At 41.4% G+C, this 16195-nt stretch carries 18 protein-coding genes; 16 read left to right on the top strand and 2 right to left on the bottom strand.

Annotated features, from left to right (window positions below; genetic code table 11):
- Positions 1-13: 13 nt before the first annotated feature.
- Positions 14-910, bottom strand: a complete 897-nt coding sequence (ispE, locus tag Q0507_RS01780; protein ID WP_298711499.1) for a 4-(cytidine 5'-diphospho)-2-C-methyl-D-erythritol kinase — start codon at positions 908-910, stop codon at positions 14-16.
- Positions 911-1115: 205 nt separating this feature from the next.
- Between ispE and Q0507_RS01785 the strand changes: the two genes are divergently transcribed.
- From Q0507_RS01785 to atpC, 16 genes are all read left to right on the top strand, one after another.
- The gene (locus Q0507_RS01785; protein WP_298711502.1) at positions 1116-2060 is read left to right on the top strand and encodes a YitT family protein; all 945 of its coding nucleotides are present in this window, start codon (positions 1116-1118) and stop codon (positions 2058-2060) included.
- A 172-nt stretch (positions 2061-2232) separates the two neighbouring features.
- Positions 2233-3870 (top strand): phosphoglucomutase, encoded by a 1638-nt coding sequence (locus Q0507_RS01790; RefSeq protein ID WP_298711505.1) that lies wholly within the window; start codon positions 2233-2235, stop codon positions 3868-3870.
- A gap of 134 nt (positions 3871-4004) precedes the next feature.
- Positions 4005-4280 carry an ACT domain-containing protein gene (locus tag Q0507_RS01795; protein ID WP_298711507.1) on the top strand — a complete coding sequence of 92 codons (276 nt, stop codon included), beginning with the start codon at positions 4005-4007 and terminating at the stop codon, positions 4278-4280.
- 9 nt (positions 4281-4289) lie between these two features.
- The gene (locus Q0507_RS01800; RefSeq protein ID WP_298711510.1) at positions 4290-5648 is read left to right on the top strand and encodes a PFL family protein; all 1359 of its coding nucleotides are present in this window, start codon (positions 4290-4292) and stop codon (positions 5646-5648) included.
- Positions 5649-5682: 34 nt separating this feature from the next.
- A complete protein-coding gene (locus Q0507_RS01805) occupies positions 5683-6834 on the top strand; it encodes a glycosyltransferase family 4 protein (RefSeq protein ID WP_298711513.1) in 1152 nt (383 codons plus the stop codon).
- A 57-nt stretch (positions 6835-6891) separates the two neighbouring features.
- On the top strand, positions 6892-8034 hold the full coding sequence (gene wecB / locus Q0507_RS01810) for a non-hydrolyzing UDP-N-acetylglucosamine 2-epimerase (RefSeq protein WP_298711517.1): 1143 nt from the start codon (positions 6892-6894) through the stop codon (positions 8032-8034).
- Position 8035: 1 nt separating this feature from the next.
- Positions 8036-8230 (top strand): AtpZ/AtpI family protein, encoded by a 195-nt coding sequence (locus Q0507_RS01815; protein WP_367268436.1) that lies wholly within the window; start codon positions 8036-8038, stop codon positions 8228-8230.
- Between the two features lie 76 nt (positions 8231-8306).
- On the top strand, positions 8307-8609 hold the full coding sequence (locus tag Q0507_RS01820) for an ATP synthase subunit I (protein WP_298711520.1): 303 nt from the start codon (positions 8307-8309) through the stop codon (positions 8607-8609).
- Positions 8610-8812: 203 nt separating this feature from the next.
- Positions 8813-9487 (top strand): F0F1 ATP synthase subunit A, encoded by a 675-nt coding sequence (gene atpB, locus Q0507_RS01825; protein WP_298711523.1) that lies wholly within the window; start codon positions 8813-8815, stop codon positions 9485-9487.
- A 23-nt stretch (positions 9488-9510) separates the two neighbouring features.
- The gene (atpE, locus tag Q0507_RS01830; protein WP_005377043.1) at positions 9511-9738 is read left to right on the top strand and encodes a F0F1 ATP synthase subunit C; all 228 of its coding nucleotides are present in this window, start codon (positions 9511-9513) and stop codon (positions 9736-9738) included.
- Positions 9739-9756: 18 nt separating this feature from the next.
- Positions 9757-10254 (top strand): F0F1 ATP synthase subunit B, encoded by a 498-nt coding sequence (atpF, locus tag Q0507_RS01835; protein ID WP_298711526.1) that lies wholly within the window; start codon positions 9757-9759, stop codon positions 10252-10254.
- 4 nt (positions 10255-10258) lie between these two features.
- Positions 10259-10810, top strand: coding sequence for an ATP synthase F1 subunit delta (gene atpH / locus Q0507_RS01840; protein ID WP_298711528.1), 552 nt, complete (start codon positions 10259-10261; stop codon positions 10808-10810).
- A 16-nt stretch (positions 10811-10826) separates the two neighbouring features.
- Positions 10827-12365: a F0F1 ATP synthase subunit alpha gene (atpA, locus tag Q0507_RS01845; protein ID WP_012864785.1), complete on the top strand. Its 1539-nt coding sequence runs from the start codon at positions 10827-10829 to the stop codon at positions 12363-12365.
- A 3-nt stretch (positions 12366-12368) separates the two neighbouring features.
- Entirely contained in the window at positions 12369-13223 is an 855-nt protein-coding gene (gene atpG / locus Q0507_RS01850) for an ATP synthase F1 subunit gamma (protein WP_101928466.1), read from the top strand.
- Positions 13224-13241: 18 nt separating this feature from the next.
- Positions 13242-14666 (top strand): F0F1 ATP synthase subunit beta, encoded by a 1425-nt coding sequence (atpD, locus tag Q0507_RS01855; protein WP_004695069.1) that lies wholly within the window; start codon positions 13242-13244, stop codon positions 14664-14666.
- Between the two features lie 3 nt (positions 14667-14669).
- On the top strand, positions 14670-15077 hold the full coding sequence (gene atpC, locus Q0507_RS01860) for an ATP synthase F1 subunit epsilon (RefSeq protein WP_298711535.1): 408 nt from the start codon (positions 14670-14672) through the stop codon (positions 15075-15077).
- A gap of 45 nt (positions 15078-15122) precedes the next feature.
- Here atpC and Q0507_RS01865 read toward each other — a convergent pair whose 3' ends face one another.
- Positions 15123-16031, bottom strand: a complete 909-nt coding sequence (locus Q0507_RS01865; protein ID WP_298711538.1) for a hypothetical protein — start codon at positions 16029-16031, stop codon at positions 15123-15125.
- Between the last annotated feature and the right edge of the window lie 164 nt (positions 16032-16195).

Genomic DNA, 16195 nt, shown 5'->3' on the forward strand with positions numbered 1-16195 from the left:
TGTAACCGTTTTGTCATACTAAGTCCTCCTGTGTACATGTTTTAGTAATGAGTGATAGCCAATCGTGACCAGCTGCTTTAATCTCCTCTTGCAACTGCAAGGCTTCCATTGGTTTGTTGAGTAATACTACCATTGTAGGCCCACTGCCTGTCATGATGGTTGGGTAACCACGACTAGTGAAGAACTCCTTACATATTGTTAGTGCTTCGTGATCTGGGAATAATAATTCCTCGAATGTATTAGCGCTACTGGTGAAAGCAGATTTTAAATCGTTGCTTTCAAGATGATTTAGAACGGTATCAATGGTTTTTGTTGTGGCTGCAGATTTGCCATTAAAGCGGTTATAAGCGTCTGCAGTAGAAACGGATACCTTTGGTTTTACAAGCAATAGCCAGTGCGCCTCTGGTGATTGACCATAGGTAAGTACTTCGCCACGACCTGTTCCACGAGCTGTACCACCCTGTAATAGGAATGGTACGTCAGAGCCAAGAGAGGCACCAATTTCTAAAAGTTCCTCTTGCGTGAGACGTAAGTCCCAGAAGCGATTGAGTCCTAATAACATGGCAGCTGCGTCTGCACTGCCACCACCAAGACCGGCTTGAACGGGAACGCGTTTTAGGAGGTGGATGGCGGCACCTGCTTTACAACCTGTATAGGATTGTATGGCACGTAACGCTTTTAGCGCGAGATTATCCTCCCCATAGGTTACGAGCTTTTGCATGTAATCGGGTAACTCGGGAGCGCCACCAGAAAAAACTACGGAATGATGCTTAGCGAAATAAATAGAATCACTAAGGCGAATCGATTGGAATATGGAATCGATGTCGTGATATCCATCGTCACGCTTGCCTGTAATGGCAAGTCCGATATTAATTTTGCTGCAACCGAGTTGCTCAAAACTTTTACTCATAATAGCCTCGTTTGTAATGTACAAAATATATGCAGTTTATATGTTTATTTTATACTGTTATAAAGTGATTGAAAATAACCATTAAGTGGTTTATGATGATTTAGTATACACATGTTGTTTGATTATAAAAAGTATTGTAAACAGCGTATGTTTTAATTAGTTCATTATAGAATATTTATAGTGAAATAGCAATTTGGAGGGAGCTATGTTCGCCAAGTATAAAGATGTTGTCTATAAATGTTTCATAGTTGCTATTGGATGTGCAATTTTTGGTGCTGGTTTAGATGCCTTTGTACTACCTCATAAACTAGTTAGCACTGGTATTAGTGGGGTAGGATTGATCTTGTATTATTTGACGGGTTTATCCGTTGGTGCTTGGAACGTTATTTTAAATGTTCCTATATTTTGGGCTGCTTGGAAGTGGCTAGGCAAACGTGTCGTACTTAATACTTTATATGGAACGCTCATGTTATCTTGGATGATTGATCTGTTTGCTTTCTTGCAATATGACATGATTATTAAGGACCCACTACTCAGTTCTATGATGGCAGGTATTTCGACTGGCTTGGGGCTTGGTATAATCTATCGTGTAGGCGGTAATACAGGTGGTCTTGATCCGATTGCTCTTATCGTCCGCAAATATTACGGGCTTCAAATGGGATCCATTAATAGCGCTATCAACTGTGCCATTCTCTTAGTTGCTGTCGCAGTTGTTGGTCTTGAAGCAGTGGCCGTAACCCTTATCAGTGTGTATGTGTATACCATCATTACGAATAAGGTGGTAATCGGATTTAATCAACGTAAAGTTGCTTTTATCATTACCTATAGGACTGATGAAGTATGTGAATGCATCATCAATAAGGTCGGTCGTGGTGCCACTATTATTAATGGCATTGGCGCTTATACTCGGACGCCTAAGCAAATCGTGATGGTTGCGGTTAATTTATTGCAAGTAAATAAATTAAAAGAATTTATTCAAGAAGCGGACCCAAATGTTTTTATCTTGATTACCGATGCCCAAGAGGTTATCGGTCAAGGTTTTACTCAGCCTATTGTTCCTGCGGAAGTATCTAAACAGCTAAAATCACAAGATGCTATTACCGAAGCGAACAATAATGTTGTAACAGATGAAAATAGTTGTAACAGATAAGAATAAAGGATTTTGATAAAATCTCTGTCTGCTGTCATCTTATATTAATTATGTGTAAATATAATATTTTTTGAATGATATATACATTTTAAAAAATGTTTTAATACGATAGATAGAATATTAGCTTTGTAAAATGAGAGGGCTTGCCCTCAAAATGAGATTAGAGGTTCCTATGACTCACAAATTAGCAGGTACGCCTGTACAAGAACAAGATATTATCGATGTGCAAACCCTTGTGGATGCATATTTTGATAATGCTCCGGACGTTACTGATCCGACACAACTCGTATCCTTTGGCACATCTGGCCATCGTGGTACATCTTTAAATGGTACTTTTACGGATTTACATGTGGCCGCTATTACACAGGCTATTTGTGATGGTCGTGGACAATTTGGCGCTACAGGCCCGCTTTTTGTCGGCCAGGATACACATGCTTTATCTCAGCCAGCCCTTGTGACAGTGCTTGAGGTTCTTGCTGGTAATGGTTTAACGGCAATGGTTGATTCCGATATGGATTTCGTTCCGACGCCATCTATATCTCGTGCTATTATTCGTTATAATGAAAGTCACGATGATAAGGCGGATGGTATCGTGATTACGCCGTCTCATAATCCTCCAGATAATGGTGGTATCAAGTATAACGCTACTCATGGTGGGCCGGCGGATACTCTCGTTACAAAATGGATTGAAACTCGAGCTAATGAGTATGTTCGTGCATACTGTGAACTAGAAGGGTTTAAACGTATTAGCATCGTCAATATTGAACCTGACCAACAAGTTCCGTATGACTATAAAGGCCTATACGTAGACGAACTATCTTCTATTATTAATATGGAGGCAATCCAAAGTGCCAAACCTAAGGTCCTTGTTAATGCCCTCGGTGGTAGTGGACTGGGTTATTGGCGAGCTATTAAAGAGCGTTATAATCTCAACATGGATATTATTAATGATGAGTATGATCCGACTTTTAGCTTTATGACGTATGACCATGATGGTAAGGTTCGTATGGATTGCTCCTCTGAATACGCTATGGCTGATGTTATCAAGCAAATTGGTAATTATGATTTGGCCGTTGGTAATGATCCTGATTATGATCGTTACGGTATTGTTAGTGCGGATGGTCTTGCATCACCAAATGCATTCCTCGTAGCCGCTGCTGATTATCTATTCACAACCCGTGGTTGGAAGGATAAAGGGGTAGGTAAAACCGTTGTTTGTACAACCATGATTGATAAGTGGGCATCTGTTAAAGAAATTCCTGTATATGAAGTTCCGGTAGGTTTTAAATATTTTAGCTCCCTATTATTTGATGGAGACATTGGCATCGGTGGCGAAGAATCTGCGGGCGCATCCTTTCTCAAAAAAGATGGTACCGTGTGGACTACAGATAAAGACGGCATGGTAATGGCTCTCTTAGCAATGGAGATGTACGCTGTAATGGGCGCCACTGTTGAGAGACTGTATAACAATATTGTGGAAGGCTGTGGGGACCCTCGATTTGGTCGTATTGATGCGTCCTGTACTAAGGCGGCCAAGGCTAAGTTGAAGCAATTAAATGCAAGTTCCATCACGGCTACCGAAATAGATGGGGATGCGATTACAAATGTTCGTACTACTTCTCTGTATAAAGATATGCCTATCGATGGTGTTAGAGTTGAAACGGAGACAGGCTGGTTTGTGGCACGTCCATCTGGTACCGAAGATTTATATAAAATTTATGGTGAAAGCTATAAAGGCGACAAAGGTCTTATCGCATTGTTAACTGCTGGTGAAGAGATTGTAACAAGTGCTTTATCTGACGAAGTGTAACATATTATTTTTACTAGAAAACTCATGAAGATTTCATCAATGAAAAATAATAAATGTGTTATAATATATTAATATAGTTTATTGAATGCCCTATACTGGCTATGTAGTTTGTAGTGCTTAGAGAAGGTGATGTTATGAAATTAGTTGTTACCGTTGTCGGTGTAGACCGCGTTGGTATCATTGCTGGAGTTAGTACCGTGCTCGCTAACCACGGCGTAAATATTATGTCTATTAATCAAACCATCCTCGATGGCGTCTTCAATATGATTATGATGTGTGAAACTAAGTCTGAAGATATGAAAAATCTTACAGCTATTCAAGAAGCTTTGACTACACAAGGTAAAGAACTAGGTGTTGAAATCCGTGCACAACATGCTGATATTTTCTTGAGCATGCACCGTGTAGGATAGGAGGCACTTATGTTATCTATCGATAATATTTTAGAAACGAATCAGATGATTCACGATAATAAGCTTGATGTGCGTACCATTACGATGGGGATCAGCTTGCTTGAATGTGCATCCAGTTCTGGTAAAGAATTGTGTGATCGCATTTATGACCGCATTACGAAAGAAGCAGAATACCTTGTATCTACGGGTGAAGATATCGAACGAGAGTTCGGTATCCCTATTATTAACAAGCGTATTTCTGTAACACCAATTTCTCTTGTAGCAGGTGGTAGTGATTTAACATCCTATGTTCCTGTGGCGGAAGCTATGGATCGTGCTGCAAAAACTGTAGGTGTTAATTTTATCGGCGGCTTTTCTGCGCTTGTAACAAAGGGCGCTACACGAGCTGATCGTATTTTGATTGACTCTATTCCTGAAGCTCTGGCAACTACGGATATCGTTTGTAGTTCTGTTGCGGTGGGCTCAACTAAAACTGGTATCAACATGGATGCAGTGCGCGACATGGGTATCATCGTTAAGAAAACCGCAGAACTTACAAAGGATAATGATGCGCTTGGTTGTGCTAAGCTCGTTATTTTCTGTAATCCTGTAGAGGATAATCCGTTCATGGCTGGTGCTTTCTTCGGCGTAACAGAAGGGGATAGTGCTATTTCTGTAGGTGTATCTGGCCCGGGCGTTGTAAAACATGCGCTTGAATCCGTTCGTGGACAATCCTTTGACATTGTAGCAGAAACGATTAAACGTACTGCTTTTAAAATTACTCGCGTAGGTCAATTGGTAGCGCAAGAGGCATCTCGTCGTCTTGGTAAACCATTTGGTATTATCGATTTATCCTTGGCGCCAACTCCAGCTGTAGGCGACTCTGTAGCTCACGTTCTGGAAGAAATGGGCTTGTCCTCTTGTGGCTGTCATGGCACTACAGCAGCACTAGCATTACTTAATGATGCGGTGAAAAAAGGTGGTCTCATGGCCTCCTCTCACGTAGGTGGACTTAGTGGTGCATTTATTCCTGTCTCTGAAGATGCAGGCATGATTGATGCCGTATCTTGTGGCAGTTTAACACTTGATAAATTAGAGGCTATGACATGTGTATGTTCTGTTGGCCTTGATATGATTGCTATTCCTGGAGACACTACTGCTGATACAATTTCTGCTATCATCGCAGATGAGTCGGCTATCGGCATGATTAACAATAAGACAACTGCGGTTCGTGTAATTCCGGTACCTGGTAAGACGGTTGGAGAGGTTGTTGAATTTGGTGGCCTATTAGGTTATGCCCCAATTATCGAAGTAAGCCCTTATAGTGCGGCTGAGTTCATCGCTCGCGGTGGACGAATTCCTGCTCCTATTCGCAGCTTAACGAACTAATCCGTTTTTGCAACCTGGTTGTTGGAGGTGTCTTATGAGTGAATATGTGCTCGATTATGTATGGGCCTTTGCACTAGCGCTCATCATAACCTTTGCACTTACCCCCTTGGTAAAACGCTTTGCCGTTGCCGTTGGGGCAATAGATAAACCTGATGATCGGAAGGTACATCAGGGTGCTATTCCACGACTTGGTGGATTGGCAATCTTTCTCGGTTATGTGGGGTCGGTACTCTTTAACGACTCTATCCCGCATGATCATAAATTATTTGGCTTTGTACTTGGTACTGTCATTTTAGTGCTAGTCGGTATTTGGGACGATATTAAACAGATTGAGCCAAAAACTAAGTTGATGGGCCAAATCATAGCAGCAGCTATTTTGGTAGCTTATGATATTCGAGTAGATTTCATCAACCTTCCTTGGGGTGGTGTAGTATATCTTAAGTATTGGGCTATTCCGTTGACTATTTTCTGGATTGTAGGTTTTACGAATATCGTAAACCTCATCGATGGTCTTGATGGCTTGGCTGCAGGTATTTCCTTTATTGCTTGTATCGCTGTTTGTGCGATGACTTTGCAACTCGGTCAAATTGACCTCGCTTGTATTTCTCTTGCTTTGGCAGGTGCAACCGTAGGTTTTTTACGGTATAACTTTAATCCTGCAAAAATATTCATGGGTGATACGGGATCCATGTTATTAGGCTATACATTAGCGGCTATTTCTGTTATGGGTGCCGTAAAGACGGCTGCCATGATTGCTCTAGTAGTGCCTGCTATCGTATTAGGCTTGCCGATTTTGGATACCTTATTTGCCATTGTGCGCCGTAAAATCAGTGGGCGTCCGATTTTTAAACCCGATAAAGGTCACGTTCATCATCGTTTATTAGCGCAAGGCTTAACTCAAAAGCAAGCTGTATTGATGATGTATGCGGTAACCGCCCTTTTCGGAGGTGTATCTGTTATCGTTGCAGAGGTTAATGCCTGGGTTGGTGCAACCTTAGTATTAGTCATTTTCTTGTGCAGTATCTATATTGCTCGCCGCCTTGGTGTTATTATGCATAGCGATGCGGCAGGGCATCCGTTACCACGTCCTACAATTGAACGCAGCGATTCGGATGATACCATATCCTTTGATCGCGATGAATTGGCTAAAGCTTTGGAGAATCCAGATGATTCTCATGAGGAATAACCATATGTGGGGCGCTTGGCGCCCCATTTTTTCTATCCTACTATGTTGGAGGCAACTATGTTAAAAGTTATGACAATCTTTGGTACAAGACCTGAGGCTATCAAGATGGCTCCTCTTGTGAAAGCATTACAAGCAGCACCAGATATGGAACCTATCGTAACCGTTACGGCACAGCATCGCGATATGCTCGATCAAGTACTGAACTTGTTTAATATTACCCCAGATTACGACTTAAATATTATGAGCCAAGGGCAAACATTATATGATGTAACTAATCGTGCTTTGCTAGGCCTTAAAGATGTATTAGAAGAGGCAAAACCAGATGTAGTACTCGTTCATGGTGACACTACTACTACCTTTGCCGGTGCTTTGGCTTCTTTTTACCAAGAAATTCCTGTAGGTCACGTAGAAGCAGGTCTTCGAACAGGTGATATTTACTCTCCATTCCCTGAAGAGATGAACCGAAAATTGACGGGCTCTATTGCGACGTATCACTTTGCACCTACTTCTAGTTCTGAAAGCAATCTAAAAAAAGAAAATATCAATACAGAACATCTTTATGTAACGGGGAATACTGTTATCGATGCTCTTGATACGACCGTACAAGACAACTATGTATTCGATAATGCAGCTATTAATGCTCTCGACCCCGAAAAACGTACGGTTCTTGTTACGACACATCGCCGTGAAAACTTAGGCGAACCTATGCGTCATGTATACCAAGCCATTCGTGATTTAATTAATGAATTTGAAGATATTCAAGTTGTATTCCCTGTACATAAGAACCCTAAAGTTCGCCAAGTGGTACAAGAGGAACTTGGTTCTGTGGATCGGGTTACATTAATTGATCCTCTTGACTATGAACCATTTGCAAACTTGATGGCTAAATCTTACTTGATTCTTACTGACTCTGGTGGGATTCAAGAGGAAGCACCAGCTCTTGGTAAACCAGTGCTCGTGTTGCGTGATACAACAGAGCGCCCTGAAGCAGTAGAAGCAGGTACCGTTCGTCTTGTGGGTACTAATAAGGATATAGTACATAAAGCAGCTCATGAATTATTAAGTAATGCAGAGGCTTATAAATTGATGTCTAATTCCGTTAATCCTTATGGTGACGGTAAAGCATCTGAACGCATTATCCAAGCATTGCGTCATGAGTTTTTAGGTGATGCAAATCGCCCTGAACGTTTTGGTAAATAATATGGATAAGGATCTTGTGAAAGCCCTCGCAATGGCAACATCAGCGGGGGTCACACTGGTCTCCTGTATAGGTGGTTTTATTTGGCTAGGCCATAAATTAGATAGTTGGCTACAAACGGAGCCACTCTGTATGGTCATATTTGGCCTAATAGGAGCTATAACAGGATTTTATATGCTATATAAACAAGTTAAGTAGTGAGGTATGTATGAATCAATATATAAAATTCATAGTGCGCGTGCTGCTGATTTGTTTTTTTATTGCCTTTTTAGGGGTGATTATACAGGTTGCATGCGGATTACAACAATATGTATGGGGCTGGCTGTGGGGCATCTTTATCATGATTCTATATTTGCTTAGTCTTGCCTTACACAGCCAATCGATTATGGCCGCTGATCCTTATAAAGCAGTTCGTAAGGTGCGCAGGCAGATGATGTGGCGTCTCATGTTGGTTGGATCATTAGTCGTGGTAGGGTTAACAATACCAGGTGTAGAAGCAATCAGTATGTTTATTGCTATCGCGTTAATACAACCAGCACTATATGTGGTGTACTGGTGGCTTAGTCGCCAGTTTTAGTTCTAGAATGACGTAAAATAGGAACAACAAAGGTATTCCAATTATGCATTGTATACATTATATTTATGATTAATTAGAATTGTTTACCCTTCAAGTGTTGATTATATATCTATAACGATGTATGATGATACATATATATTATATTTATATTAATTTATAAATATATGAGGTTTTTATTATAAGCTATGGAAGGGGATGAGTTTGTGGAATTGCATGCTGGTCACCATCAGGTCGTTCACTGGCTAGGGCTATCTTTTAATATCGATACCTTAATCGCTACGTGGATTACGATGGCGATCGTCATCGTCATTACAATGTTAGCTACGCGTGGACGAAAATTGGTTCCTGTAGGGGTTCAAAATGGTGTAGAAGCACTATTAGAAGCACTAGAAGGTCAATTATCGCCTACACTTGGCAAACACTGGCCGATGGTGAGCTCATTATTATTCACATTCTTCTTGTTCATTTTCATCGGAAATGAACTAGGCTTACTGCCTACTCTACATGCTGTTACATCACCAACTGCAGATATTAATACGACTGCAGCATTGGCATTATGTAGTAGCCTTGTAGTATGGGGGATGGGGATTAAGGTAAAAGGTTTATCTTACTTTAACCATTTCTTACAGCCTTATAAAGCCATGGTGGTTTTGAATATTTTTGAAGAAATTGCAAAACCAATCACATTAGCTTTCCGTCTATTTGGTAACATTGTAGCAGGTGAAATCTTGTTAGAAATTCTCTACAATTTGCCTTGGTTTGTACCAGTGCCATGGATTTGGATTGCTTTTAGTTTATTTATCGGCATTATTCAGGCCTTTATTTTCACAGTTCTTACAGCTAACTACTTAGGTATGGCTCTGAGTGAAGAACATTAATTTTATCTAATGGAGGATTAATCATGGAAGTTCAAGGTTTATTCGCTTTAGCTGCGGCAATCGCAGTAGGTTGTGGTGCAATCGCTGCTGGTATCGGTGACGGTATGGTAGCTAGTAAAGTAATCGAAGGTATTACACGTCAACCAGAATTACGTGGTCAATTGATGTCTACTATGTTCGTAGCGATTGGTTTGATCGAAGCGATGCCTATTATCGGCGTAGTAGTAGCTTTCATTTTGTTATTCCGTTAATAGCAAGGAGGCAATACCTTGGTTGATTTAAGCCCAGGAACAATTCTTGCTCAAATGCTAAACTTTTTTATATTAGTTTGGATTTTACATCGTTTTGCGTATAAACCATTAGTAGGTATGATGAATGCTCGTAAAGAGCAAATCGCTAATGATTTAGCTAGTGCGGAGCAATCTCGACTTGAAGCAGAGCAAATTAAAGCTGATTATGCAGCGCAAATTGCAAAAGCTCGCCAAGAAGCACAAGAAATCGTTGAAAAAGCGCATCATCAAGCTAAGGTAAGTACGGCTGAAGAAGTAGCCGCAGCTCGTTCTCAAATTGAAACTGAGAAAGAACGAGCTCGTCAAGATATCGCTATTGAACGCGATCGAGCTATGAACAGCTTGCGTAACGAAGTGGTGTCTTTATCCGTAGCTATGGCTGGTAAAGTTGTTGCTAAAGATATGAACAGCGAAACTAATACAAAATTGATCGAAGACGCTATTCGTCAACTTGATAGTAAAACGATAGGGTTGTGATACGATGAGCATAGAAATTGTAGCAGATAAATACGGTTCGGCTATGTTTGAATTAGCTCAAGAACAAAATAATTTGGAACTCATGGAGGAGCAATTAGGTTATGTAGCGTCCGTTATGGCGGAACAGCCTGAACTTCGTTCATTCCTTGAAAATCCAATCGTTACAGAAGATGCAAAGATTAAGTTAGTTGGTTCTATCTTTGAATCTAGTATCGACAAAGTTGCTTTACATTTTATCTATGTGATGATTAAACGCGGTCGCCATCGTTATATTGTGCAGGCCATTGCAGCGTTTATTCAAAAATCACGAGAGGCTCGTGGTATTTTGGAAGCTACTGTAACTGTAGCAGAACCAATCACAGCTGATGTAGAAGCATCTGTACAAGCTAAATTACGAGAAGTAACAGGGAAAGATGTTATTTTATCTGTGCGTCAAGATCCATCTATTATGGGTGGTATCATTATCCAAGTAGGGGATAAACGCATTGATGGCTCTGTATCTCGTCGTTTAGAGGAATTAGAAAAATCTTTATTAAGAACGAACTCTATTAGATAGGGGTGAATGGGTATATATGAAAATGAAGCCTGAAGAAATCACTGCTATAATCAAACAGCAGATTCAGGACTATGATGTTGACCTCAATGTCGATGACGTGGGTACTGTTCTCGACGTAGGGGATGGCATCGCCCATATTTATGGTCTTGAAAGAGCCATGGCCGGTGAGTTGCTAGAATTACCACACGGCGTATATGGCTTGGTTTTGAACTTAGAATTAGATAATGTGGGTGCCGTACTATTAGGTGATGACTTCTTGATTAAAGAAGGGGACCAAGTCCGCCGTACTGGCAAAATTATGGACGTTCCTGCTGGAGATGCCTTGATTGGTCGCGTAGTAAACCCTCTTGGTCAACCTCTTGATGGCAAGGGTGCTATCCAAGCTACAGAACGTCGTCCTATCGAACATCCAGCACCTGGTATTGCGGATCGTCAATCCGTAAACGAACCATTGCAAACAGGTCTTAAAGCGATTGATGCGATGGTACCAATCGGCCGTGGTCAACGTGAGCTTATCATCGGTGACCGTGGTACAGGTAAAACTGCGATTGCCTTAGATACTATTTTGAACCAAAAAGGCAAAGATGTTATTTGTATTTATGTAGCTATTGGTCAAAAAGAATCTACGGTTGCTCGTGTAGTACAAAAACTTGAAGAAGCAGGGGCTATGGAATATACAATCGTAGTTTCTGCGAGTGCTTCCACTGGTGCACCTCTTCAATACATTGCCCCATACGCTGGTGTTGCCATGGGTGAATACTTTATGTACCAAGGTAAACACGTATTATGCGTATATGATGACTTAACAAAACAAGCGGCTGCATACCGTGCTATGTCCCTATTATTGCGCCGTCCTCCAGGGCGTGAGGCATATCCAGGCGACGTATTCTACTTACACAGCCGTCTATTAGAGCGGGCTGCGAAACTTTCACCTGAACTAGGTGGAGGTTCCATTACAGCGTTGCCAATCATTGAAACACAAGCAGGTGACGTATCTGCATACATCCCAACAAACGTAATTTCCATCACTGATGGTCAAATTTTCTTGGGTACAGATATGTTCTACTCTGGTATTCGTCCAGCTGTTGACGTAGGTTTGTCCGTATCCCGTGTAGGTGGTAGTGCTCAAACTAAAGCGATGAAACAAGTAGCGGGTCAATTGCGTTTGGACCTTGCTCAATATCGTGAGTTGGCTGCTTTCGCTCAGTTTGGTTCCGACCTTGATGCGGCTACACGCGCTCAACTTGATCGCGGTGAACGCTTAACTGAAATGTTAAAACAAGGTCAATATGAGCCTATGAGCGTAGCGGAAATGGTTATTAATCTTTACGCTGGTACGAAAGGGTACTTAGCAGATATTCAAGTGGCAGATGTATTGTCCTTTGAAGCTGAACTTTTACGCTATGTGAAAGCAAATTATCCTGAAATTATCACTAACATTGAAACGTCTAAGAAAATTGACGAAGAAACTGAAAATCTATTGAAGCAAGCAATCCCAGAATGTGTTGAAGCATTTGGCTCTACACATACATTAGTGTCTCGTAAGGAGGCGTAATGTATGGCTAGTGCACAAGATTTGCGAAAACGCATAAAAAGTGTTACCAATACGCAACAAATTACAAAAGCGATGAAGATGGTAGCTTCTGCTCGTCTTCGTAGGGCACAAACAAAAGCGGAAGCTACTCGTCCTTACGCAGAGAAGATAGGGCAAATCTTGCGTCATATGTCTAATAGTGATTTAGAAGGCTTTGAAAGTCCTCTCTTAGATGTGCGACCTGTAGAGCGTACTTGCTATATTGTAGTAGGTGCAGATAAAGGTCTGGCAGGGGCATTCTCGTCTAATGTGTTGAAATTTGCCATGGAACAATTACATGGTAAATCTCCTGATACATACCGTGTTATCACGGCAGGTAGAAAGCCTAGAGACAGCATGAAATCTAGAGGTATTCATATCGATAAGTCCTATGCGGGCTTTTCCGATAAACCATCTTATGAACATGCGCGTGCCATCATGCATGAAGCACTTTCACTATACGAACGTCATGAAGTTGACGAAGTCATCATGATCTATACACGTTTTGTAAATTCTATGACGCAAATTGCACAGGCCGAGCGCTTGTTGCCAATAGAGCAACCACAAGATGAGGTAAAAGGAGAAGAGTATGATTTCATGCCATCTGCCGTATCCGTCTTGGAGGCGTTGCTGCCAAAATACTTAGAAATTACAGTTTATAATGGATTGTTGCAATCTGCGGCTAGTGAATTGGGCGCTCGTATGACGGCCATGACATCTGCTACAGATAATGCAGGGGAACTCATTGAGTCCTTAGGCCTTGAATACAACAAGTTGCGTCAATCTAGTATTACAAACGAAATTTCTGAAATCGTTGGTGGCGCTAATGCCTTGCAATAGATAAGGAGACATCTGTCGATGAGTAATAATATTGGTAAAGTTGTGCAGGTCATCGGCCCAGTTGTAGACGTGCGCTTTGATGCTGGTCATTTACCAGCTATCTACAACGCTATCCACATCTACCATGACCACAAGGCACACGATAGACAAAAAATCGTAGTAGAGGTTATGCAACACTTAGGCGACGATACAGTTCGTTGCGTTGCGATGAGTTCTACTGACGGTATGACACGTAATATGGAAGCGGAAGATACTGGCGCTCCAATTTCCGTCCCTGTAGGGGAAGGCGTATTAGGCCGTATCTTTAACGTACTTGGTGAAACGGTAGACCATGATCCAGCTCCAGTTGTGGCTGATGAAAAATGGCCTATTCACCGTCCAGCACCTAAATTTGATGACCTCTCTCCAGATACACAAATCTTGGAAACAGGTATTAAGGTCGTTGACCTTATCGCTCCATACGTAAAAGGTGGTAAAATCGGTCTCTTTGGCGGTGCCGGTGTAGGTAAAACCGTATTGATCATGGAACTGATTCACAATGTTGCTACAGAGCACGGCGGTTATTCCGTATTCTCCGGTGTAGGGGAACGTACTCGTGAAGGTAACGATTTGTGGAACGAAATGAAAGAGTCCGGCGTTATCAATAAAACAGCCCTTGTATATGGCCAAATGAATGAGCCACCAGGGGCTCGTATGCGCGTAGGTCTTACTGGCCTTACAATGGCTGAATACTTCCGTGATGTGAAGAAACAAGACGTGCTCTTGTTCATCGATAACATCTTCCGCTTTATCCAAGCGGGTTCTGAAGTATCCGCCCTCTTAGGTCGTATGCCATCTGCCGTAGGTTACCAACCTACATTGGCTAATGACGTAGGGGCATTGCAAGAACGTATTACATCTACAAAAGAAGGTTCTATTACCTCCGTACAAGCTGTATATGTACCTGCCGATGACTTGACTGACCCTGCTCCAGCAGCGACATTCGCTCACTTGGATGCGACAACAGTATTGTCTCGTTCCATTGCGGAGCTAGGTATCTATCCAGCGGTGGATCCACTCGACTCTACAAGCCGTATTTTGGACCCACATGTACTTGGTGAAGAGCACTACGCAGTAGCTCGTGGCGTACAAGAAGTATTGCAAAAATATCGCGATCTTCAAGATATTATCGCAATCCTCGGTATGGAAGAATTGTCTGACGAAGATAAACTCACTGTATCTCGCGCTCGTAAGATTCAACGTTTCTTGAGTCAACCATTCTTCGTAGCAGAAGTATTTACCGGTTCTCCTGGTAAATATGTGCCATTGTCCGAAACATTGAGAGGCTTCAGAGAAATCTTAGATGGTAAACATGATGAATTACCAGAAGGTGCATTCTACATGGTTGGTACCATTGATGAAGCCGTTCAAAAAGCAAAGGAAATGCAAGAGAAGGGGGAATAATCCATGGCGGAACCTATGACCCTACAGATAATTACACCTGATGCAATCGTATTCGAAGGTCAATCTACATTCTTTGTAGGTAAAGCTATCGATGGTGCTTTTGGTATTTTACCAAATCATGCACCTATGATTATTGCATTAGACTTGGCACCTTTACGCATTGATCAACCAGATGGAACATCTCGTGAATTTGCCGTATTTGGTGGCTTCTGTGAAATTGAACATAATAAGGTGAGTATTGTAACCCCTGACTGTCAAGATCCGAACGTGATTGATATCGAACGTGCGCAGCGTGCTAAAGAGCGTGCTGAAGGGCGGTTGGCAAACCCTACACCTGATATTGATGTAGAAAGAGCGGAAGCAGCATTGCAACGTGCTTTACTGCGCTTGCATGTTACAAAAATGTTATAAGAAAAAGGCTAGCCATCTGGCTAGCCTTTTTTTTAAGAAATTTATTTACAAGACGCTCACACCTTTTAGGGAGTATGCAGTATTCTTAGGTTGCTCTACTTGGAAATCGAGTACAACAGGTGCCTCAGAATTAATACCAGGTGCTTGGTAGCGGTCACGGTCTGTTGGGATTCGTTTATATGGCAGTTTATCAAGTAATACAGTCATAACTTTGTTCCAGACAGATTTATGTGTTGGCATAGTCAAAGAGTCGTCAGTTTGGTTGAAGCCCGTACGAACAGTATGAATTACTTTATCATTTACATCATAGTAATATAAAAGAGCATTAACCTTTGCCGCAATATAAATTTCACGATTATCCTTATTATATGTATCTGGACCGTTAATACTATTAACCTGTACATATATGTCTTGTAATGGTACAGGCATAATGACGATTTCAGAATTTTGGGCCGCTGCAATTTGAGCAAGATCAACGGCTTTAATTTCTGCAGTTGGTGTGTTAGTACTTACGATGGTTGTATCATAGTATGGATATTTAAGCGTATTAGATAAGCGATTTGTCATATAACGACCAAATTGAGCTGTATTTTCATTGCGCAAGTTTGCAGGTACAACAATAGTTACTTTGCGGCTAGGGAAGTTTTCCAAGTGGCCATCATGACTTGTATTAGATGTATTAATTGTCGCTTTTTCTGGAGTCCCTGAAATCGGTGTAGACGTCGGTGTTGTAGCTACCTTTACGACAGGTTCCATATTTGTTTCAGCAGCTAATATAGGAGCATCATTGTTTGTGTTGCTTTGCATAGTGCTAAGGACTACAGGTTGTGTTGTGTTTGGCGTCAATTGACTCAAATCAATCGTAGCAGCGTTAGCTGTTGCTAATGTAGTTGTGAGAAGTACAGCTAGTACTGTAAGTATTGGACGTTTATAGAGTCCGAAGTTATGTAACATAATTCCTCCTCTTAATAAAACTCTTTTAAAATTACAAACTATACAACTTATTTTATTATATCATATATACAAAAAAAAGAAGCAAGCTTAATAGCTTGCTTCTTTGGTCTGGTGGACGATGACAGGATCGAACTGCCGACATCCTGCTTGTAAGGCAGGCGCTC

The organism is uncultured Veillonella sp. (genome assembly GCF_938010505.1).
Taxonomy (GTDB): Bacteria; Bacillota; Negativicutes; order Veillonellales; family Veillonellaceae; genus Veillonella.